The following is an 18,277-nucleotide window of genomic DNA, read 5'->3' as shown; positions in this document are numbered from 1 at the left end:
CCTGTTTCACAAACACCGTTTTTGCGGCGACTGTACCAGCAGTCGCCGTTTTTTTGCCGTGTGTTCAGAATGACTTGGAGGCGGCAGCGTCCGAACCGGACTGTTTCTGCGTGCTGCGCCACACCGCTGGTGGCATGCCGAACTGGTTGATGAACCAGCGGGTAAAGGAGCTCGCCATGGAGAAGCCGAACATGTCGGCAATGTGGCTCAGCGAGTGGTTCGGGTTTTCCATATAACGCAGTACCAGGGCGCGGCGCACATCGTTGATCAGATCGCTGAAGGCACAGCCATGGTCCTTGAGGCGACGTTGCAGGGTGCGCACGTTCATCCCCTGGTGCTGGGCGATCTGCTCAATGGTGGCGCGGCCCATGGGCAACAGCAGGTAGATGGCCTTGCGCACTTCGAACAGCGTCGAGGTGGTCTCGGGGCTTTGCAGCGAGTCGAGGTAGCTCTGGGCATGACGGGCCATGGTCGGGTCGGCATTGAGGTTGATCATATCGAGGCTGGCGGCAGGGCAAACGATGCCGTTGAACTCGCTGCCGAATTCCAGGTTGCAGCCGAACACCCGCCGATGCAGGTATAGGTTGTCCGGCGGCTGGTGCATGAAGTTGACGCTGTAAGGGCGCCAGTGTGAGCCGAGCAGGGCCGAGCACAGACCGAACGTCACGCCAATGGCCAGTTCCGTGGCCTGGCGACTGGGCATCGGCGACTCGGTGACCATCTCTTCACGAACGATCACCATCTTGCCGCACTCTTCAACGAAGATGGCCAGCGAGTCGTTCATCAGATGACGGTAGCGCACCATCACCTGCAACGCTTCGCGCAGGGTGCGTTGATGACTGAGCAGCAGGCTGACCACGCCGAAGTCCGAAAGCTGGCGCGACTCGGCCATGCTCAGGCCGAAGGTCTGGCAACCGCTGGCGGTGGCCGAATCTTCCAGCAGTCGCACGGCGGCATCGATGGGGATGCGGGATTCGGGGTCTTGCAGCTGAGCCTTGTTCAGGCCTGCGACTGCCATGACGTCGTGCGGGTTGAATCCCAGGTCCTGGGTAACTTCCAGGTATTTGGTCAAAACGGCGGCGCGAACAAGCGTGGGCATGCGTAGGACTTCCCTCGGCCGATGGTGACGTTTCATTTCCATTGAAGATGTGTTGCGCGATCGGGTGCTGTTCTGATGACGTTTGCGTGGCTTGCGCGTAGATCCCGGTGGAGGACTGCAAGTGGCGCGATCAGATCCAGGATCGTATTTTTTGCATCACCATCGAATTGGTTGCTGGACCCGAATTCACGAACCGCTGGAGCCATCAAGGACCCAGGATCCTGGGCGGTCTACGTGTATCCGGTAGGTGTTGTGGCCCCCATCAACGGAGCAGGGGCCACTGACCCATAGTAGGTTGTACGAGAGTCATGCAAGGAGCATTGTGGGACAGAATCTTCGCGTATTGGGACGCTTGCGCAGGGATGGCGGGGTCAGATACGTCGGGTGTGCGAGGCTCTGGCAATGTGGCTGGCCAACAGGCTTGAGTCGGCCATTAACCTGCTTTTTTACTCAAGCGATAGGGGGCTGGATGCCGTCTTGCTCGCTCGGTAGGAGACGGCCCAAGCCGAGGGTGTCTTGCCAAAACGGCTGCGGAACCAGCGTGAAAAGTCACCGGCAGAGGAAAAGCCGAGGAGTTCGGCGACTTCATACAATCGGCGCTTGCTGTTGGCCAGATACTCTTCGGCGAGTTCGGCGCGTACGGCATTGATGATCGTCGTGACACTCTCTCCCTCGGCCGCCAGGTGTCGGTTAAGGGTGCGTCGGTGCATGCCAAGATGCTGGGCCACGCCATCGACAGAGCACAGTCCGCTTGGCAGCAGCATCTTGACGATCTGGCGTACCCGCTGCGCCGGTTCGTCGCGCAGGTTGGCCAACTGCATGTCCAGCGATCGCTTCACCTCGCGATGCAACGCGGGGTCGGCCATGGGAATAGGCATGTCCAGGTCGCGCCTGCGGCAAACGATGGCATTGAATTCCTGGGAAAACTCGATAGTTGATCCCAGCACGCGCTGGTGCACTTCCAGGCTGGAAGGTCGGTCGTGAGTGAAACTGACCCTTACCGGCCGGAAGGTATGGCCGCTCAGAATGCTCAACGTCCGAAGCATAATACCGGTTGCCTGTTCAATCGCCTGGCGCCAGACGCCATGATGGCCCTGCATGTTCACACCCACATGCAGCAGGGTCAGGTCGCCTACATCCTCGAGCCACAATTGCACACCGGCGTTATGCAAGCGCGTATAGCGAAAGCACGATTGCAAGGCTGCGCGAAGCGTTGGCTCCTCGCGGATGAGTAGCGCGAGCAAGCCAAAGTTGGAAAGGTGCCTGGTTTCCGCGAGCAGCAGTCCGAAGGACTCATGGCCGGACAGGCGGGCTGACTCCTCCAGCAGCCAGCCTACCGAATCGCTACTGATCATGATGTTCGGATCGTCTAGGACACTGGCCGGTAGCCTGGTCATGCGCAGCATGCGAAATGGATCGAGCCCCACTGAACGGGCAACTTGCTCAAAGTCGGTAAGGCTGGCGCTTCGCGTCAAGGTATACATGCTTGGCCTCGTGTCCCAGTTTCACCAGATTGTGTCCTGAGAAGCTTAGTGCAGGACAGCCGCTCAGGGCTACCTTCACGCCGACAATGACAACAAAGCTGGAGGTAGATAATGGACACCCGCACCGCTACAGGTATCGGTCAGCCACTCGCGGCAAGGACGCAGGTGGACGCTGACGACCCGGATGCATTCAACCACTGCTTTGCCGAACTCAACGGCATTCGCATGCATTACATCGATGAGGGGCAAGGTCCTCTCGTCATCCTGCTGCACGGTTTTCCTTACCTTTGGTACATGTGGCGGCGCCAGATCGCGGTGTTGGCTGAGGCCGGCTATCGAGTCGTGGTCCCTGATCAACGGGGTTTTGGCCAAACCGATCGCCCCGATGCCATTGAAGCCTATGACATGAGTCAGGCGGTCGGCGACATGGTCGGCTTGATGGCGACGCTGGGCGAAACATCCGCGGTGATCATCGGGCACGACCTGGGCGCCTGGGTGGCCCAGGCGGCGGCGATGCTGCGGCCGGACCTGTTCCGTGGCCTGGTGATGCTCAATACGCCGGTGCCACCGCGCGGCAAGGTCAAACCGACTGTAGGTTTGCAGGCAATGGCGAAGGGCAGGGTGTATCACCACCTGTATTTCCAGCAGCTCGACAAGCCGGACCGCGAGTTGGTCAGCGATCCGCGCAAGACCTTGCGCAGCGTCTTCTACTCGATCTCCGGCAGTGCTGTCGGGGCTGAACGCTGGCGGCTGTTCGTCGAGCCTGGTGAGCCCATTCTCAACGCGTTCACTGAGCCCAAGGGCGAGTTCCCGTCATGGCTGAGCGCGCGGGCGCTCGACTACTACGTCGCTGAATACACGCGCACAGGGTTTACCGGTGCCTTGAACTACTACCGCTGTCGTGACCGGAATTGGGAGATCACCGCGTTTCTCGACGGTGCAGTGGTACGCCAGCCGAGCCTGTTCATTGGCGGTGCCGCCGACCCTTCGCTGGAGCCGATCGAAATCCGCGCGCTCTACGAACAGCTCGATACTTATCTGCCCGGACTACAGAAGAAGGTATTGCTACCCGGCGTGGGCCATAGCGCCGCGGAAGAAAGCGTCGATCAAGTTAATGAATTGCTCCTGACGTTTCTCGAGCAGTTGGAGCGCTAGAAACGAGTGCACTGTGCGCGGTCGCGATCACTCGCGGCCACGCACAGTGCATGCACTTGCTCAGCCGGTAGCCTTGACCAGCAGATGGTCACCGAACTGCTCCCGAAGACGGTTCTTTTGGACCTTGCCCGTAGCGCCCAACGCAATCGTATCCACAAAGATCACATCATCCGGCGTCCACCATTTCGCGATCTTGCCTTCATAAAAGGCGAGCAGCTCTTCCCGCGTCAGTGTCGCTTGCGGCTTCCTGACGACGATCAGCAATGGGCGTTCGTCCCACTTGGCGTGTTTGGCGGCGATGCAGGCCGCCTGGGAGACTGCCGGATGGGCCATCGCAATGGTTTCCAGTTCGATGGAGCCTATCCATTCGCCACCCGACTTGATCACATCCTTGCTGCGATCGGTGATCTGCATGAAGCCATCGACATCGATGGTCGCTACATCGCCGGTTGGGAACCACCCTTGGCCTGCGTGCTCGAGCAGCGGCGAACTGTTTGCTTCGTTCCTGAAATAATCGCGCACCACCCATGGCCCACGCACCAACAGCTCACCTGAGGTGGCGCCGTCCCAAGGCAATTCCATGCCATCAGCGTCAACGATCTTCATGTCGACGCCAAACACCGCTCGGCCTTGCTTGGATTGCACCGCATAACGCTCTGCCGGGGACATTTCGACGTGCCTGGCCTTCAGGGTGCCGACGGTTCCGATAGGGCTCAGTTCCGTCATCCCCCAGACGTGCAATACCGCTACACCGTAGGTTTGCTGAAATGTGTGCAGCATGGACGGGGGGCAGGTGGCACCACCAATGATGCTGCGTTTCATGCTGGAGAACTGCCGGCCGGTTTTTTCCACATGACCAAGAAGGCTTTGCCACACGGTCGGGACACCCGCGGACAGTGTCACCTGTTCGGCTTCGAGCAGTTCGAACAGCGATGCTCCATCCAGGGCAGGTCCGGGAAATACAAGCTTTGCCCCGACCATGCACGCGATGTACGGAAGTCCCCAGGCGTTGATATGGAACATCGGCACAACGGGCAGGATCACGTCGTGCGCCGAACAATTCAGGGCGTCCGGCAGCGCGGCCGCATAGGTGTGCAGCACCGACGAGCGATGACTGTACAAAACCCCTTTCGGGTTGCCCGTCGTGCCAGAGGTGTAGCAGAGCGTACTGGCGGCATCCTCGTCGAAAATCGGCCAGGCGTAGTCAGGGGATCCCTGTTGAAGGAGGTCTTCATAGCACAGCAAATTGTCGATGCCGGCATCTTTGGGCATATGCGCCTGATCGGTCATGGCGACGAACGCCTTGACCTTATTGCAGCTCCCGGCGATGACCTTGATCAGCGGCAAGAAGGTCAAGTCGAAGAAGATGTACTGGTCTTCGGCGTGATTGGCAATGTAGGCGACCTGGTCTTCATGCAGACGAGGGTTGATGGTATGCACAATGGCACCCATGCCGGCAACGCCGTAGTACAACTCCAGGTGCCGATAGCCATTCCATGCCAATGTGCCGATCCGTTCGGAAGGCTTGACGCCCAGGCGGGTCAGCGCGCTGGCCAGCTGGCGCGCGCGGCGGTGGCAGTCGCGGAAGGTGTAGCGATGGATATCGCCCTCCACCCGACGGGATACGATCTGCCTATCGCCGTGATGGCGGTCGGCATGTTCAATGAGTGAAGAAATCAAAAGCTGCTTTTGCATCATCAGGCCTTTCATGGCATCGCTCCGTTCGCTTGTCTGTGATCGGGGAGCGAGCAGGCGGCCAGGCCCGGGTCAGATTTCGCGTCAAGACCGCGACCCGACACAGCCTGTTTCCCTCCCCTGAATGATTGCTATCCGGCACCTGGCCCGGTCGCCCCTTGAACCAGAGGCGCCGGGTTTCCTATGAAATCCGGATCAGTTGAATGCCGTCAGGTCTTTCGGCGCGATGTCATGCTGCTCGCAATAAGCAAGATAGCGATGCAATCCAGACTTCCAGTTTTCGAGGGCAACGATGTTGTCGTTGCCGTCCAGGAACGCGAGATCGCCATTAACCTGAACCAGGGTGAGCACATAGCCGTCTGTGCTTCCCGTGCTGACGACTTCAGGCGTGTGAGTCGATCCGGCAGTCTCATACACGATACTGCCAGGGCCGGCGATCCAGTCATGCTCCTTGTATTTCCATTGGCCTTCGATCGTGTAGACCATCACCGTACCCGTGTGGTGGTGCTTGGGCAGTTGCATGTCGATCGGCGACTTCATCATGACGATCCATTCACCGCGGATCGGGTCAAGCTTGAAGTACTTGAGCAGGACGTTTTCGGCGTAGGGCGTAAAGGGTATCCACGGCAGCGATTCGCCATCGATGACTGCGGTGTCGACGTGTTCATAGAGCATGTCATTTCTCCAATGATGCGGTTCAGATCGAGTTTTCGTCGGCAGCCAAGGCCGCCCGACAATTTCTGCTGGTCGGGTGCCCCGGTTTATCTGGGGAGACTGTTCGGATCAGGTGAGCGGGGTACCCGCGAGGGTCGCGCGCAGCATCTTTCTTGGCGCATTGCCGTAGTCAGCTACCGCGTAGTGCTGGACTTGCAGGTTGTCCCACATGGCAACCGTATTGGTTCGCCACTTCAGACGTACCTGGTACTCCGGAATGGCGGCCTGAGACATCAGGTAGTTCATCAGGTGATGAGCCTCTGGCATGAAGTCCTGGCCGTAGCGGATATTCTCGAAGTTGAAGAAATTCGAGAAGTGGGTGGTGAACGCGGAGTTGACGAACAAGACCTTTTCGCCAGTCTCTGGATGGGTAAGCACCACCGGGTGTTCAGCGGCAGGGTTCTTCGCGGCCATCGCATGACGTTCTTCGCGTGGCAACTGGGCGCCAAAGGTCTGCTCGGCACCATGTTTTGCGTACAGGCCGTCGATTCGTTGCTTGATGGCCTGCGGCAGGTTTTCGTAAGCCATCACCATGTTGGAAAACAGGGTGTCGCCGCCGGCCTCCGGTCCCATCTCGCAACGCAATACCGCTCCGCGGGGCGGCGCCTTCTTGTAGGTGACATCGGCATGCCAGAGGTTTTCGCGGCTGGCCTTTTCAACATAGCTCTTGGGTTTGTCCGGATCGAGATTGCGATACAGCATCAGCAGCTTGTCCGCCTCCGGATGGCTCGGCGCCAGGGGATGGGCTTCCAGCTCAGCGAATTGCGCGGCGAAGTGCTGTTGCTCCAGGGGGGTGATGTCCTGGTCGCGAAAGAACAGTACTTTGTGCTTCAGCCACAGCGCCCTGATTTCTGCGATCAGTTCGGGATCCTGGGCAGCGTCGGACAGGTTGACGTTGCTGAGCTCGGCACCGATGGCGGGGGAGCAAATCTGCACCTTGATCGAATGCTGGCGCACTGACGACCGGATAATGGCGGGTGCGGAGGGGGTGAGGGGTGAAGGAGCGTCTTGGGTTGCGGCGACTTTTGTCATTGTTGTCTCCAATCCGTGCTGTACGGCGGTGCGCAATTTGTGCATCCGGTATAGGTAACTGCCTCCTGCTGATTGGGCAGGGGTGGCGGTCCTATAGTAGGTATCCCGGGCGCGATGCCATGGGCGTAGCAGGACAGTTTCTTCGCATATTGGGACGACGAGCCGGGTTCATGACTGGAAGCGATGACGGCCACATCAAGTCGTCGGTTTGCTTTCTGGTTCCTTCGAACATTGCCGTTTTGTCATGGCGATAGCCTGTCGTTCGCGAAGCGATGTGCAGATTGAAGGGGGTGTGGCGGTGATAGTCGAGAACCTGCGAAGAGAGAGTGAGGGGATGTCTTTGTTGAATCTGGTCGACAGGTCAAAGGGTTATTAGTTCACGAGTGTGACCATCACTTGTCTGTATTTTTCAACGGAATCATTAAGTTAGTCAGTGGTCACAGTTACGGCTGAACGTTGTCCGGATGAAGATTTCCAGCAGCCATAACCATTCAATACCCCCGATGTTTTGGACGTTCCTATGAATCGCGCAGTCATCACGATCCTGGCCATTTTCAGTTTCTTGTTGTTGGGAGGCTGTGGCCCTCACTGGGATGATGGAGAAAGGTACGGCCGATATCACGACCATGATCATCGACGTGGTTACGACCAAAGGGATGACGATGATCAAGGTTATGGCCGCCACTATGATCGTCGTGGCTATGATTCTCGTGACTATGATCGCGATCACCGTCGCTACCGCGATCGCGACGACAACGACGACTGATGCATTAAACGTCCTGGAAGGGTGGGGCGATTCAGCGTCGTAGCGGTGAGCGGGCGCTCTGTTTTGCAAAAAATCATCGGGCGTCTGCTTTTGGCCATAGCTGCCGGTCATCTGTGTTTATAAAATCAGGTGGTGATTCACTTTTCCCATTGGTTCAAAGCCAATACAGGACAGCAATGGACCACAACCAGCCGATGCTGAGGGTGATCGTAAGGTAGATCACCACAAGCATCAGAGGTTGATTCCACATGACACACCTCCCATAACCGCTGCTTTTACATGGGTGCCTGGTAAGTTGGGAGCTCGTATGAGCAATAACGCAATAATCAAGCCATTTGAGTGAAAGACGCTTGTCCGCAAGCCTGGGGCCTTTTGCGCTACCTTCCAGGCTACTTCCTGCAGACGAAAGCTGACCCTGAATCTCCCCCCCGAAAACGGGATTTCCCCCAGGTGGAGGAACATTCGTGCGAATGCCACAGCATCCGCGCTGCTCCTGGATCGGCGGGCACTTCATCGAGCCAAACGAGCAGAACACACAGCAGTCACCGGGATTTGGGCGTAGCAGAGTCCTGCAATTGTCACATTCGTAGAAAAACTGACAGGCATTTGTGGGCATGGCCTCCTGCTTGGCGAAGCTGCAATGCGGGCAGGTCAGCACGGATTCGAGGATGACGGGACTCATGGCTGCCTCATTTGTGCACGGTGGAGGGATAGCCTGCATTCGTCGTCGCTTTGGTCAGCGCCTCGGGATCGGCTTTATCGGGGTCATAGGTGACGATGGCCATCCTCTCGGCTAAATCGACCTTGACGGTACTCACGTCGGGCAGCTGCTCCAGCGATCTCTTGACCGTGATCGGACATACCGCACAAGTCATGTTCCGCACGTCGAACCTGATGGTTTCTAACCTGGAGTCACTCTACACTCCGTACCCAGGTACGGAATCAAGGGGCGCGTGATGGCGACAGGAATGAGTATCGGCAAGTTGGCGGAAGCTGCCGGCGTGAACATCGAGACTATTCGTTATTACCAGCGACGCGGCTTGCTGGATGAGCCGCCAAAGCCGCTCGTCGGTTATCGGTGCTATCTACCGGAGCAGGTCAAACGGCTGCGCTTTATCAAACGGGCACAGGCGCTGGGATTCACGCTGGATGAGGTGGGTGCACTGCTGACACTGGATGCGGCCTGCAGTTGTAGCGAGACTCGGGCACTGGCCGTGCGCAAGCTGGCCCTGATCGAGCAAAAGATGGCCGACCTTGCAGCAATGCAGCAGGTGCTGGGTGGACTGGTGCGGCAATGCGATGCAAGCGGCGGCGGGGCCGTATGCCCTATCATCGATGCGCTCGACAGGGAGTGATGCCTGGTGGCAGGGCACCCTGCATAGGCGTCAGGCCAGCACCCCGTGCAGGGTACGCAGGGCCGAGCGTGCTCGCTTTGCCATTCACAGCTTGTAGCCAATCTGCCGCAACAGGTTCTTGCGCCACAGGATGTCTTCATCGCCTTCAATGTCTTGGGCACAGAAGCCATCCACTACGCCCAGGATTGCTCGCCCTTGTTGCGTCTCGGCGAGAATCACTTCGGTTGGATTGGCTGTTGCACAAAAAATACGGCAGACCTCTGGAACCATTTTGATGGTGTTCAACACGTTCAGCGGATAGAAACCATCACCCAGGAAAATGATGAAGCTATGGCCTGCGGCGATGGCTTTCGCATTCTTCTGTGCCAGTTCAATCATTGAGGTATCGGTGCCAGACCATCGCACCAGGCATTTGCCAGAGGCTTCACAAAAGGCCACGCCAAACTGGATACCTGGCACGGCATTCACCAGCGCTTCGTGGATGTCCTCGACGGACTTGATGAAGTGCGTCTGACCCAAAATGAAGTTCGTCACATCCGGCTTATCGATTTTCAACGTGATGAGTTGCATCTCAAACGCCTCCTTTCACGATGTTGCTATCAGAGTCTGGCAACAAAACAAGCATAGCTACTCATTTGTTATTGCTCCGTCAACTGACGGCTTCTGGCCGATTGCTGCCTGTCGTGAAGGGCTGTATCCGACCCAAAGCGAACTACCATCGATGACTGCTTTCGGTAACAGCGCCTATTCAAGTATCAATGTCTGAATAAGTACATTGGGGCCGATTCGCGAACAGCTTTTTTTCTGAACTACGGCAATATCGGTTCGCGTCAATCTGCCAGTACCGATGTATGCAGAACATCGGTGCTGGCTTCGGCGCTACTTGACCTCCTCAACCTCATAATTCACATAGCCGAACTCGTTGCTGCGAGCCGCCATGTATTTGCCGTTTTGCTCGAATACTGTGGCCTCGAAGGGTGTGCCGCCGAGTGTTATCACTAGATGCCCGTCCTTGATTTCATAGTTGGCCGGCACGCCAAACTGGCCGTCATGCAGCATGTTCAGGTATTCCCCATGCGTAGGCGGCTTGCCATCGACGCTGGTGACCAGGCGTTGGCCTTCGGTGCCATAGACGATCTCGAACGTCTGGCCGGTGACGGTATTGCGCACCTTGATGGTTTTGCCCACCACATAGGCTTGCAACTGCTCGTTAGTGAGCGCTTTGGCTCCTTCGGTTTTCAGCTGATCGATGGTTTTGCCAGCAGCGACAAGCTTGCTGTCCTCAACTGTCGGCGTGTACCAGATCGGCGAAGTCCACGCACGTTCCTGGACGGTGGCCGAGACGTCGGCCGGCGGCGGTACTTGCAGCTTGGCCGCGTCATAGGTGCTCCAGCGCGGGGTCGGAATCTGTAGCACGCGAGCGTAGTAAAACGCGTGCCGGGCCGGATCGAAATCCGGATCGACCCAGATTTTTTTCAGCTCGGTGGCACCAATGGTATTGGTGTAAGTCGCCTTGGAAACATCGACCGTGGAGCCCACCAGTGGGATTTTGCCGGTGGCCTGGTCCAGTTGGCGATCACCGGACCAGGCGACGTCGTAGATCTTCTCGAAGGTCTGGCCGTTTTTGGTCCAGCCCTTGATGATCTGGATTCGGTCGAGGTTGCCATCGTCGACATCCTTGACCGCCCACACCACGAAGGACGGCGTCTGTTTACCCTGTTTTGCCGGCAAGTCGCCGCCCATGGGAACGCCCTTGGCGTAGGCGGCATGCACCCAGTCTTTTTCATTCCACAAACTGCTGTCGAAGCCCCAGCCACCAAACATGCGCACGGGGATGCGCACGCCGCTGGTGCCATAGACTTCTTTACGCTTCATGGCATCGAAGATCGATTCACGGGTGTTTTCTTCGGCCCAGACACCGGCCAAACCGGACGTGCTGGTTTGCAAGGCCAACAAGCCTGAGTTCTGTTTGCCGGAAAGGCGCGCCGCCGGGGTGCTGTCGGTAAAGCCGTGGGAGCCGAAGTTGTAGCTCTGCGAATAAGGAATTACTCCATTGTGCGAGTCGCTGGCGCCGACCACGCCCATTTTGTAAGGGTTGTATCCACGAGCTTGCTGCAAAGCCATGCCGTTTTGCCAGGCTTGCCTGATGTAACTGCCATTGAGTTTCGATGTGCTGTTGTCGATGCCAAGCAGGAAATTCATGATTTCATAATTGGCAAATTCGTCTGTCGGCGATAGTTCGGGGTGGGTTTCCGAGGTGCCCTTTACCTGGTGAATTTCGGTGAGGGATTCATTGCGCATCCGCGTCTCGGCCCAGGCGGCATCAATGGGGCGGCCACGGTCATCTACGTCCACCGCAAACATCAGGCCGTTGCTGAGGTTGGCATTGTGGGAGATCGCCAGCACCTCGTTGCCTTTTTTACGTTGATCGTCCATCCAGCCCCACAAATCCTCCGGTTTGTCCGAATCGAGGGCCGTGAAGGGCAGGTCCGGCACCTTCTTCGAGTCGCGGAAAAACACATTGCGGTGCATGTTTTGATTGTTGGGGGCTGAGGTCCATTCATAGGCGACAAACGTAGTGAACTTACCGGGTTTGTAGTATTTGTCGGCGATGGCGATGCTCTGCTGCCAGATACTGCCGGCAACCTTCGGATCAATCAGCTCCTTGATCGGGTGGCTCAAGCTGCCAGCGATCCATTTGAACACCCGGTTGAAATCTTCCGGGGATTTGACAATCAGCTTTTGCGCGATGGGCAGCTTGCTGAAGTCTGACTTCGGATCGTTGGCCAGGGCAATCACGCCCACGTATTCCGAGTGGTCGGTCACGCCATGGAAATCCAGCGGGCGACCCTTGAGTTGCACTTCAAACCCCATTGGATGCTTGATCGGCATCCCAAGTGAGTATTGGTACGTCTGCTCGGGATCGACCTGGTGGTTGCCGATCAGGTAGGCATCGATCGACCAGGAGGTGTGCGAGTGCGTCTGGCCAAAGTAAACCTCGCGATCCGGGTTGCCCTCTGCCAATGCCAGCGCGCTGACTGTTAACACTGCGCAACCGAGCAGTGTTGGCGCGGTGAAGTGTGTAGGGTTTTTCATATTCCACGTCTCCGGAATACGGCAATGACAGGGCGCAACTCAGGACAAGAAACTCGAGACTCTTTGGAAAAACCAGAAGGCAGCCAGCGTACCCAACCCGTAAGAAGCAATCGGTCGGGCATACAGGACCGCGGGCCGTGGCAGTCGACAACGCAGCAACAGTGCGCGCAGGCTCAACGCGGCGGCGATGAACATCAGCTGGCCGATCTCGACGCCGACATTGAAGGTGAGCAGCGCCAGCGGCAGATCACGCTGCGGCAAACCGATTTGCGCCAGCGCACCGGCAAAACCGAAGCCATGCAACAAGCCAAAACAGAACGCCACCACCCATGGCCACTGGAGGGTGAAACTGGTTTCGTCACGGTTCTTGCGGGCGATTTCCACTGCCAGCAACAGAATGCTCAGCGCAATCGTCGCTTCCACAGGAGGACCGGGCAGCCGCACCGCACCCAGTGTAGCGAGTGCCAGAGTGACGGAATGGGCGAGGGTGAATGCGGTGATGGTCTTCACCAGCATCCAGCCATTACCCACCAGCAGCAGGAGAGCGAAGACGAACAGCAGGTGATCGAAGCCCACCAGGATGTGTTGGATACCATGAACCAGAAATGCACCGGCCACCGAAAACGTTCCCGGCGTGGCCGCGATCTCTATCCAGGGTTGCGCAGGGTGGACGAGGGTGGTCGTCAGACTGCCGTCCAGGCGCGAGACACGCACCAGCACATCGGTGATGCTCGCTTGCAGGCCGATGAATTCAATACGTTGCCCGACCAGTCCTGCGGGGCCGGCATCAATGACCCGACGCTCGATCAGTGAATCGTTCAGTTCGCTTTCCACGGGCTCAACGACAGTACGCACACCTTCGGCAAACCGGAGCGCAATCGGCAACCGCATGCCTGAAAGCACAGGCGTGCGCCAGAGTACGTCATAGCGCCCGGCGGCCGTTTCGTTGAGTTCCAGGTAAGCGGGGCGCGACTCATGGGCCATGGCCGTCAGCCCCACGAACCAGAGCACCAACAGCAGCCATACCGTACACCGCATCACGGCTGCTCCTTGTGTGTGGCGGCAATCGCACCGGCGGAAGCAGGTACCATCAGCACGACCTCATAGCGTGCTTTCAGTGCATCGAAATTTGCGCGTTTCGATGCGCTGCGTTGTTCGGACAACCAATCGGACTTGACCTGCTGGGCCACTGCTTCGAAGGGCGGAGGAGGTGATTTGGCCAGCGCATCAATCCACACCAGGTGCCAGCCAAAACCCGACTCCACAGGCCCCACCCAGCTACCTGGCGTGTGCTTGAACAATGAAATGGCGTACGTTGAACCAAAGACCCGCGCCACCTGATCCTGGGATTGTTCTGAGTAGGCGTTTTTAAACATGAATGCATCGCCTTCACCACTGTTCTTGTCAGACAGCCCACTGAGTGCGGACTGAGCCTGCGCTTGCGCATCCGCACCACGTTTGTCCAAGGCGAAAAACAAATGATGGAAGGTCACAAGTGGCGGCGGAGCATATTGGTCCTGATGCTGGTTGTACCAGGCCTCAAGTACACCGGGTGCCGGCTCGCGAAGTGACGCTACATCTTCGGCGAGGAAATCCATTTTTTGCGCCAGTCGGCGGCGAATAATAGTGTCGTCTTTATCCAGGCCAAGTTTCAGTGCTTCGCGATAGAGGATTTCCTCTTTCACATACTCCTCAATCAGGCCCTGCAACTGTTGCTCCGATGCGGGTCGTTGCCATCGCGCCAGCCAGGAAATCGCGATCCGCTGAATAACTTCTGGGGTGATTTCGATGCGTTGCGGATCTTGATCAAGGGTTGAGCGGTGTAAACCTCCGTACAACACAAAGAGTGCAAAACCGGCGATTAGAAAGTGCAATAGCGGCTGGCGAATGCATCGCTTGATTAACGAAAGTCGAGATTCTTTCGCTTCGCAGACGCTTAAGTTCATGACTTATTGCCCCACGCTATACTGCGAATAGTTTTCGCGGCCGAGTGGAGTATTGCTGCTGTACCGGAACTTTCCACCAAGACTAATCACGATAAGCACTAAGGCTTAGTAGCAATCGGATTAACCAATTCCCCAGGGCCGTCCAGTCTTGCACCTATACAGCCCGGGACGGAGCGCCCATGTGATGAAAGGACTGCTTGTTTTCGCCGCGATCATCGAGGCAGCCACTGGTGTGGCGCTCTTACTTGTCCCATCGCTGGTCGGGCAACTTCTGCTTGGCATCGAACTGACGGGCGTCATCGTCCCCTTGGCCGGCATCACCCTCATCGCATTGGCCATCGCCTGCTGGCCCGGACCAGCAATGCTCGGGATGTTGATCTATAACGCAGCCGCTACGCTTTATCTCGCCTACGTTGGTATCTCAGGGGAGTCGAGTGGGGCTTTATTGTGGCCAGTGGTCGTATTGCACGGGATCATGACGGTACTTTTGATTCGAGCAATGACAAGCCAGACGAGGAACTCACAGACGTAGTCAACGCCTGGCAATATGCGTTTTCAGGCGCCGGCAAATCCTGCGGTTTTAAGGGGCACGGTCATCTACTCCTTGTCGGTTGCAGTACTCCTGAAGATTCGAAGCCAGGGCAACAGTGCAACGACTGCTTTTGGTCGATTTCTGCCTGATGCAAAAGGCAAAAAAAGCCCGCTTAATGGCGGGCTTCGTAATCGGCTTTTCCTATAGCGCGTGATCCAGACTCTTGCGGAATTCGTCCTCCAGCTTTCGACAAACCTCTGCGATTACGCCTTTCCCGACTGCTGGGCCGGAGTAGCTGTCTACTTCCTCGCGGCATCGTTCGGCGGCATCTCGGGCCTGCATTCTTTCCTTGCCTTGCGATGTGTTGCTGACATAAAAACCAAAAGCCAGGTACAAGGTAATGGCGATAATGATTCCGGCGACGATCTTGCTGACCAGGCCAATTCTCTTTTCTGACGGCAGTGGCCACCCAGGTGGGATGCGTATTTTTTGTCTGAGGTCAGATTGGCAGTGTTTGCATAAAATGGCTTCAGTCATGATGACTTCCGCGCAATAGGGGCAACTCTTTTTTCCAGCCTCCACAGATGAAACTCCTTTTCCAAAACAAGATTCTATCATTGGGCCTGAGGGGCGAGGAGCGAGGGGCTGTTTTCCACTAAAAGATATTCTGGGGGCGTAATGTCACACCAGCCTCAATCGCTCCCAGTAGGCCAGGCAAAACAAAATCCGATATTGAATGAGTGCTTCTGGCCGGTTTCCGCCAGTCACGAAGGGCCGCAAACGACCTGAAGCGGACGGTCAGACTTCACTTGGGAAGCGCTGAACAAATATCCGATTCATACCTCGTCGACGTTTTCCGCTTGATGTCTACATCCTGGTGGGCGAGCACTGCCATTTCGGGTCGGTTTGAGTCCTGGTTTCGCGAGTTGGCGGTGCATCGCCCGTGTTGCAGGCGGATTGATCCCTAAGCGTCGCACTAGCGACGATAGTAGCGGCGATCGTCCTCGTAGCGGTGCCGCATGGCCCGATCCTGGTGGCGCTCCCAATCACGACGGCGTTCTGCTTCTCGGCGGGCTTGCTCTCTGCGCCAGTTATCTCTACGCCAGTCGTCTCGGCGCCAATCGTCTCTACGATTGTGCCAACGGCCGTCATGCCAGTATCGGTCGTCATGGGCAAGCAACGACCCTGGCTGCTTGTCGGCCGTACTGACCAAGGTCGGCCAAGGGTTGCCGGCAGCGTGGACCGGAACCTGAACTACTGCGACTTCAGTTGCGAAAACAGGGGTTGGGGTCTTCATCTGTGTTGCTGATGCCGAGCCCACTGCCGCGAACGCGAACAGGCCGAAGAGCACCATCCGTGGGTCATGGAATTTCATGAGCGAAGACAACCTCTGATTGACATTTTGACGTGTGATCATCTGGCTGCGGGAAGCAGGTGAGTTCGCGCTTACCGAGCGGATGTGCCTATTCACATAGACCGATAAATAGGGAAAAGTTCTAGGGGCCGCTGCTTAAATAACCAACAGCGTCAGTGTGCGGCCCCTTTGAGGTTTGCTATCTCGATGTCCGCTCCTGGCTGTGGATTCAAGCGGTCACAATGGACCGCAATCGACCCATTACAGGTTTTGTCGGGTGGATAACCCTCAAAGGGCGAGCATCGCGGGATGCGCTCGCCCAACCTGGCTATTGCACAGCAAGCAGGGAGTCTTCGATTTCCTGTGCGACAAGGCTTTGTATCCGCCACATATTTCGGTCCCGAATGCCATGCTCCTCGAGCATTGTCACAGTCCGGAACAGGTATTGGGCCGCCGAGCCCCAGTGCCCGGCTGCGCGAGCCAATACATGGGCAACCTTTTCCATGGGCAACTTTCCGGCATAGGCCATTCCGTCGCGTGCTGCGACAAAAGCTAATGCACGCACTATCCCGGACTCGGTTTTAACCGAAATCCAGCGCGGAACATTGGTTGGTGGGTTTGCGTCTATTTCCCGGACCATCAACAGTCCCAATTGCTTGAAATGGTCTTGCGTTGGCAGCCGGTATGCCAACCCGTTGCAGCTTCCGCCCCGGTCGAGGGCCAACATCAGGGCTGGCAACTCGCGTGTGCCGCGCCAGCGCGTCAGTTTGAGGCAGAACGATCGATGCCAGCCGAAGGCGGTGGCGCTGCGGCTCTCCAAAAAATCGAACTCTGGATTCCAGATCAGTGAGCCGTAAGCAAAGATCCAGAGCTCCTGCGGTTTGTATTCAAACAACAGTGCCTCCACCATCGCATCAAACTCTGCTTCGGTGTGTTCGGTCGTGCCCGGTTCGGGTCCGGGATCGGGCTCAAAACGCTCAACGCGAGCGACGAGTTCTGCAGTCAGGTTCCGTCCTTTAGCGGGTGTGGTTCTCAGGGGTGCCATACCGGCCCTCCCACCATGGGTAAAAATTGAACCTCCTGATCAGAGTTTTTTCAGGAAGCCCAGTAGCAACTCATTGACCTCGGTCGCGCGTTCTCGCTGTATCCAGTGGCCAGCACCTTCGAGAATATGACACCCGTGCAGGCCCGGCAGTGTCTGCGCAAAGGCTTCGATCTGCTGCGGGGCGCCCGGAAACTTCAGCACGGCGTCGCGGCTCCCGGCAATGAACATCGACGGCTGCCGGATAATGCAACCGCGCCAGGGTGCCAGCAGTGCCCATGAGCGCGTCATGTTGCGGTACCAGTTCAAGCCGCCGCGAAATCCGCTGCGGGTGAATTCGCGAGTGTAGTAGGCAATATCCGCAAGGCTTAGCCAGGCTGGCAGGGTTTCGGGCTCGATCATCCCCCCCAGGAAGCCCTGGCCCGGCTGCAGCCGGCCAAACACCGGACCATCGGGCCCGTCACCCGAGCCATTGAAGTAGATGCGCCGGATCGACGACTCGACGTCCCTTTGCAGCTCGGCCTCGGCCACACCCGGCGTCTGGAAATACTGGATGTAGAAGTCGCTGATACCCCGCGAGGTCAGCGCGCTCAGGAGCTCCACGCGCCCCGGTGGCGAGAAGGGAACGCTCATGCCGACCACTGCGCGGAACAGATCGGGCCGCATCAATGCTGCGCTCCAGGCCACCAGCGCGCCCCAGTCATGGCCGACGATCACGGCTTGCTGTTCGCCGAGTGAATTGACTAACTCCACCATGTCGCCCACCAGGTGGAGTGTGGTGTAGGCGTCGGGTTCGGCCGGCGCTTCGGTGCCGCCATAGCCACGCATGTCGGGCGCGACCGCTCTATAGTCGGCGGCCGCCAGCGCAGCAAGCTGGTGGCGCCACGAGTACCACAGCTCCGGGAATCCGTGGCATAGCAAGACCAACGGACCTGAGCCCTGAATGGCGACCTGCATGCGGATGCCGTTGATGTCGAGTATTTCGAGGTGTGGTTCGTTCATGTGTG

General features: G+C 57.5%; 18 protein-coding genes and 1 pseudogene. 4 read left to right on the top strand and 15 right to left on the bottom strand.

Annotated features, from left to right (window positions below; all coding sequences use genetic code 11):
* Positions 1 to 64 precede the first annotated feature (64 nt).
* Entirely contained in the window at positions 65 to 1,099 is a 1,035-nt protein-coding gene (locus WHX55_RS17655) for an AraC family transcriptional regulator (RefSeq protein ID WP_353740922.1), read from the bottom strand.
* Between the two features lie 446 nt (positions 1,100 to 1,545).
* A complete protein-coding gene (locus tag WHX55_RS17650) occupies positions 1,546 to 2,583 on the bottom strand; it encodes an AraC family transcriptional regulator (protein ID WP_353740921.1) in 1,038 nt (345 codons plus the stop codon).
* Between the two features lie 111 nt (positions 2,584 to 2,694).
* Here WHX55_RS17650 and WHX55_RS17645 point away from each other — a divergent pair, with 111 nt between their 5' ends.
* Positions 2,695 to 3,738, top strand: coding sequence for an alpha/beta hydrolase (locus tag WHX55_RS17645; protein WP_353740920.1), 1,044 nt, complete (start codon positions 2,695 to 2,697; stop codon positions 3,736 to 3,738).
* A 60-nt stretch (positions 3,739 to 3,798) separates the two neighbouring features.
* Here the strand turns inward: WHX55_RS17645 and WHX55_RS17640 are convergent, their stop codons facing one another.
* The 3 genes from WHX55_RS17640 to WHX55_RS17630 form a co-directional block, all read right to left on the bottom strand.
* A complete protein-coding gene (locus WHX55_RS17640; RefSeq protein ID WP_353740919.1) occupies positions 3,799 to 5,448 on the bottom strand; it encodes a 3-(methylthio)propionyl-CoA ligase in 1,650 nt (549 codons plus the stop codon).
* A 180-nt stretch (positions 5,449 to 5,628) separates the two neighbouring features.
* A complete protein-coding gene (locus tag WHX55_RS17635) occupies positions 5,629 to 6,108 on the bottom strand; it encodes a 2,4'-dihydroxyacetophenone dioxygenase family protein (RefSeq protein WP_353740918.1) in 480 nt (159 codons plus the stop codon).
* Positions 6,109 to 6,216: 108 nt separating this feature from the next.
* On the bottom strand, positions 6,217 to 7,089 hold the full coding sequence (locus WHX55_RS17630) for a TauD/TfdA family dioxygenase (protein WP_353743063.1): 873 nt from the start codon (positions 7,087 to 7,089) through the stop codon (positions 6,217 to 6,219).
* A 610-nt stretch (positions 7,090 to 7,699) separates the two neighbouring features.
* Between WHX55_RS17630 and WHX55_RS17625 the strand changes: the two genes are divergently transcribed.
* Entirely contained in the window at positions 7,700 to 7,945 is a 246-nt protein-coding gene (locus WHX55_RS17625; protein WP_353740917.1) for a hypothetical protein, read from the top strand.
* Positions 7,946 to 8,420: 475 nt separating this feature from the next.
* Here WHX55_RS17625 and WHX55_RS17620 read toward each other — a convergent pair.
* Positions 8,421 to 8,627 (bottom strand): annotated as a pseudogene (locus tag WHX55_RS17620) (GDCCVxC domain-containing (seleno)protein); the annotation flags it as partial.
* 7 nt (positions 8,628 to 8,634) lie between these two features.
* Entirely contained in the window at positions 8,635 to 8,820 is a 186-nt protein-coding gene (locus WHX55_RS17615) for a cation transporter (RefSeq protein ID WP_150754874.1), read from the bottom strand.
* A gap of 81 nt (positions 8,821 to 8,901) precedes the next feature.
* On the opposite strand from WHX55_RS17615, the gene merR reads away from it, so the two are divergent.
* Positions 8,902 to 9,300 (top strand): Hg(II)-responsive transcriptional regulator, encoded by a 399-nt coding sequence (gene merR, locus WHX55_RS17610; RefSeq protein WP_150754873.1) that lies wholly within the window; start codon positions 8,902 to 8,904, stop codon positions 9,298 to 9,300.
* An 84-nt stretch (positions 9,301 to 9,384) separates the two neighbouring features.
* Here merR and WHX55_RS17605 read toward each other — a convergent pair whose 3' ends face one another.
* The 4 genes from WHX55_RS17605 to WHX55_RS17590 form a co-directional block, all read right to left on the bottom strand.
* Positions 9,385 to 9,870, bottom strand: coding sequence for an adenosine-specific kinase (locus tag WHX55_RS17605; RefSeq protein ID WP_150725658.1), 486 nt, complete (start codon positions 9,868 to 9,870; stop codon positions 9,385 to 9,387).
* A 309-nt stretch (positions 9,871 to 10,179) separates the two neighbouring features.
* Positions 10,180 to 12,396 carry a DUF3604 domain-containing protein gene (locus WHX55_RS17600; protein WP_353740916.1) on the bottom strand — a complete coding sequence of 739 codons (2,217 nt, stop codon included), beginning with the start codon at positions 12,394 to 12,396 and terminating at the stop codon, positions 10,180 to 10,182.
* Between the two features lie 39 nt (positions 12,397 to 12,435).
* Positions 12,436 to 13,434: a HupE/UreJ family protein gene (locus WHX55_RS17595; RefSeq protein ID WP_353740915.1), complete on the bottom strand. Its 999-nt coding sequence runs from the start codon at positions 13,432 to 13,434 to the stop codon at positions 12,436 to 12,438.
* On the bottom strand, positions 13,434 to 14,342 hold the full coding sequence (locus WHX55_RS17590) for a peptidylprolyl isomerase (RefSeq protein ID WP_353740914.1): 909 nt from the start codon (positions 14,340 to 14,342) through the stop codon (positions 13,434 to 13,436). The genes WHX55_RS17595 and WHX55_RS17590 overlap by 1 nt, the downstream gene beginning before the upstream one ends.
* 184 nt (positions 14,343 to 14,526) lie before the next feature.
* On the opposite strand from WHX55_RS17590, the gene WHX55_RS17585 reads away from it, so the two are divergent.
* Positions 14,527 to 14,874 (top strand): hypothetical protein, encoded by a 348-nt coding sequence (locus tag WHX55_RS17585; RefSeq protein WP_353740913.1) that lies wholly within the window; start codon positions 14,527 to 14,529, stop codon positions 14,872 to 14,874.
* 201 nt (positions 14,875 to 15,075) lie between these two features.
* Here the strand turns inward: WHX55_RS17585 and WHX55_RS17580 are convergent, their stop codons facing one another.
* The 4 genes from WHX55_RS17580 to WHX55_RS17565 form a co-directional block, all read right to left on the bottom strand.
* Complete coding sequence (locus tag WHX55_RS17580) at positions 15,076 to 15,411, bottom strand: hypothetical protein (RefSeq protein WP_223446778.1); 336 nt, start codon at positions 15,409 to 15,411, stop codon at positions 15,076 to 15,078.
* 439 nt (positions 15,412 to 15,850) lie between these two features.
* Positions 15,851 to 16,249 (bottom strand): hypothetical protein, encoded by a 399-nt coding sequence (locus WHX55_RS17575; RefSeq protein ID WP_150725659.1) that lies wholly within the window; start codon positions 16,247 to 16,249, stop codon positions 15,851 to 15,853.
* A 307-nt stretch (positions 16,250 to 16,556) separates the two neighbouring features.
* Complete coding sequence (locus WHX55_RS17570; RefSeq protein WP_150725660.1) at positions 16,557 to 17,273, bottom strand: gamma-glutamylcyclotransferase; 717 nt, start codon at positions 17,271 to 17,273, stop codon at positions 16,557 to 16,559.
* 39 nt (positions 17,274 to 17,312) lie between these two features.
* Entirely contained in the window at positions 17,313 to 18,272 is a 960-nt protein-coding gene (locus WHX55_RS17565; RefSeq protein ID WP_353740912.1) for an alpha/beta hydrolase, read from the bottom strand.
* Positions 18,273 to 18,277 lie beyond the last annotated feature (5 nt).

Origin of the sequence: Pseudomonas fluorescens (genome assembly GCF_040448305.1) — a bacterium.
GTDB classification, from domain to species: domain Bacteria; phylum Pseudomonadota; class Gammaproteobacteria; order Pseudomonadales; family Pseudomonadaceae; genus Aquipseudomonas; species Aquipseudomonas fluorescens_BH.
The sequence above is the reverse complement of the archived record's forward strand: the minus strand, read 5'-3'. Positions and strand labels throughout refer to the sequence as shown.

Excerpts from the sequence above, each read along its gene's own strand:
- WHX55_RS17635 (WP_353740918.1), bottom strand. The coding sequence starts at position 6,108 with ATGCTCTATGAACACGTCGACACCGCAGTCATCGATGGCGAATCGCTG.
- merR (WP_150754873.1), top strand. The coding sequence starts at position 8,902 with ATGGCGACAGGAATGAGTATCGGCAAGTTGGCGGAAGCTGCCGGCGTG.
- WHX55_RS17655 (WP_353740922.1), bottom strand. The coding sequence starts at position 1,099 with ATGCCCACGCTTGTTCGCGCCGCCGTTTTGACCAAATACCTGGAAGTT.
- WHX55_RS17580 (WP_223446778.1), bottom strand. The coding sequence starts at position 15,411 with ATGACTGAAGCCATTTTATGCAAACACTGCCAATCTGACCTCAGACAA.
- WHX55_RS17605 (WP_150725658.1), bottom strand. The coding sequence starts at position 9,870 with ATGCAACTCATCACGTTGAAAATCGATAAGCCGGATGTGACGAACTTC.
- WHX55_RS17650 (WP_353740921.1), bottom strand. The coding sequence starts at position 2,583 with ATGTATACCTTGACGCGAAGCGCCAGCCTTACCGACTTTGAGCAAGTT.
- WHX55_RS17570 (WP_150725660.1), bottom strand. The coding sequence starts at position 17,273 with ATGGCACCCCTGAGAACCACACCCGCTAAAGGACGGAACCTGACTGCA.
- WHX55_RS17565 (WP_353740912.1), bottom strand. The coding sequence starts at position 18,272 with ATGAACGAACCACACCTCGAAATACTCGACATCAACGGCATCCGCATG.
- WHX55_RS17615 (WP_150754874.1), bottom strand. The coding sequence starts at position 8,820 with ATGACTTGTGCGGTATGTCCGATCACGGTCAAGAGATCGCTGGAGCAG.
- WHX55_RS17595 (WP_353740915.1), bottom strand. The coding sequence starts at position 13,434 with ATGCGGTGTACGGTATGGCTGCTGTTGGTGCTCTGGTTCGTGGGGCTG.
- WHX55_RS17575 (WP_150725659.1), bottom strand. The coding sequence starts at position 16,249 with ATGAAATTCCATGACCCACGGATGGTGCTCTTCGGCCTGTTCGCGTTC.
- WHX55_RS17625 (WP_353740917.1), top strand. The coding sequence starts at position 7,700 with ATGAATCGCGCAGTCATCACGATCCTGGCCATTTTCAGTTTCTTGTTG.
- WHX55_RS17585 (WP_353740913.1), top strand. The coding sequence starts at position 14,527 with ATGAAAGGACTGCTTGTTTTCGCCGCGATCATCGAGGCAGCCACTGGT.
- WHX55_RS17640 (WP_353740919.1), bottom strand. The coding sequence starts at position 5,448 with ATGAAAGGCCTGATGATGCAAAAGCAGCTTTTGATTTCTTCACTCATT.
- WHX55_RS17645 (WP_353740920.1), top strand. The coding sequence starts at position 2,695 with ATGGACACCCGCACCGCTACAGGTATCGGTCAGCCACTCGCGGCAAGG.
- WHX55_RS17600 (WP_353740916.1), bottom strand. The coding sequence starts at position 12,396 with ATGAAAAACCCTACACACTTCACCGCGCCAACACTGCTCGGTTGCGCA.
- WHX55_RS17590 (WP_353740914.1), bottom strand. The coding sequence starts at position 14,342 with ATGAACTTAAGCGTCTGCGAAGCGAAAGAATCTCGACTTTCGTTAATC.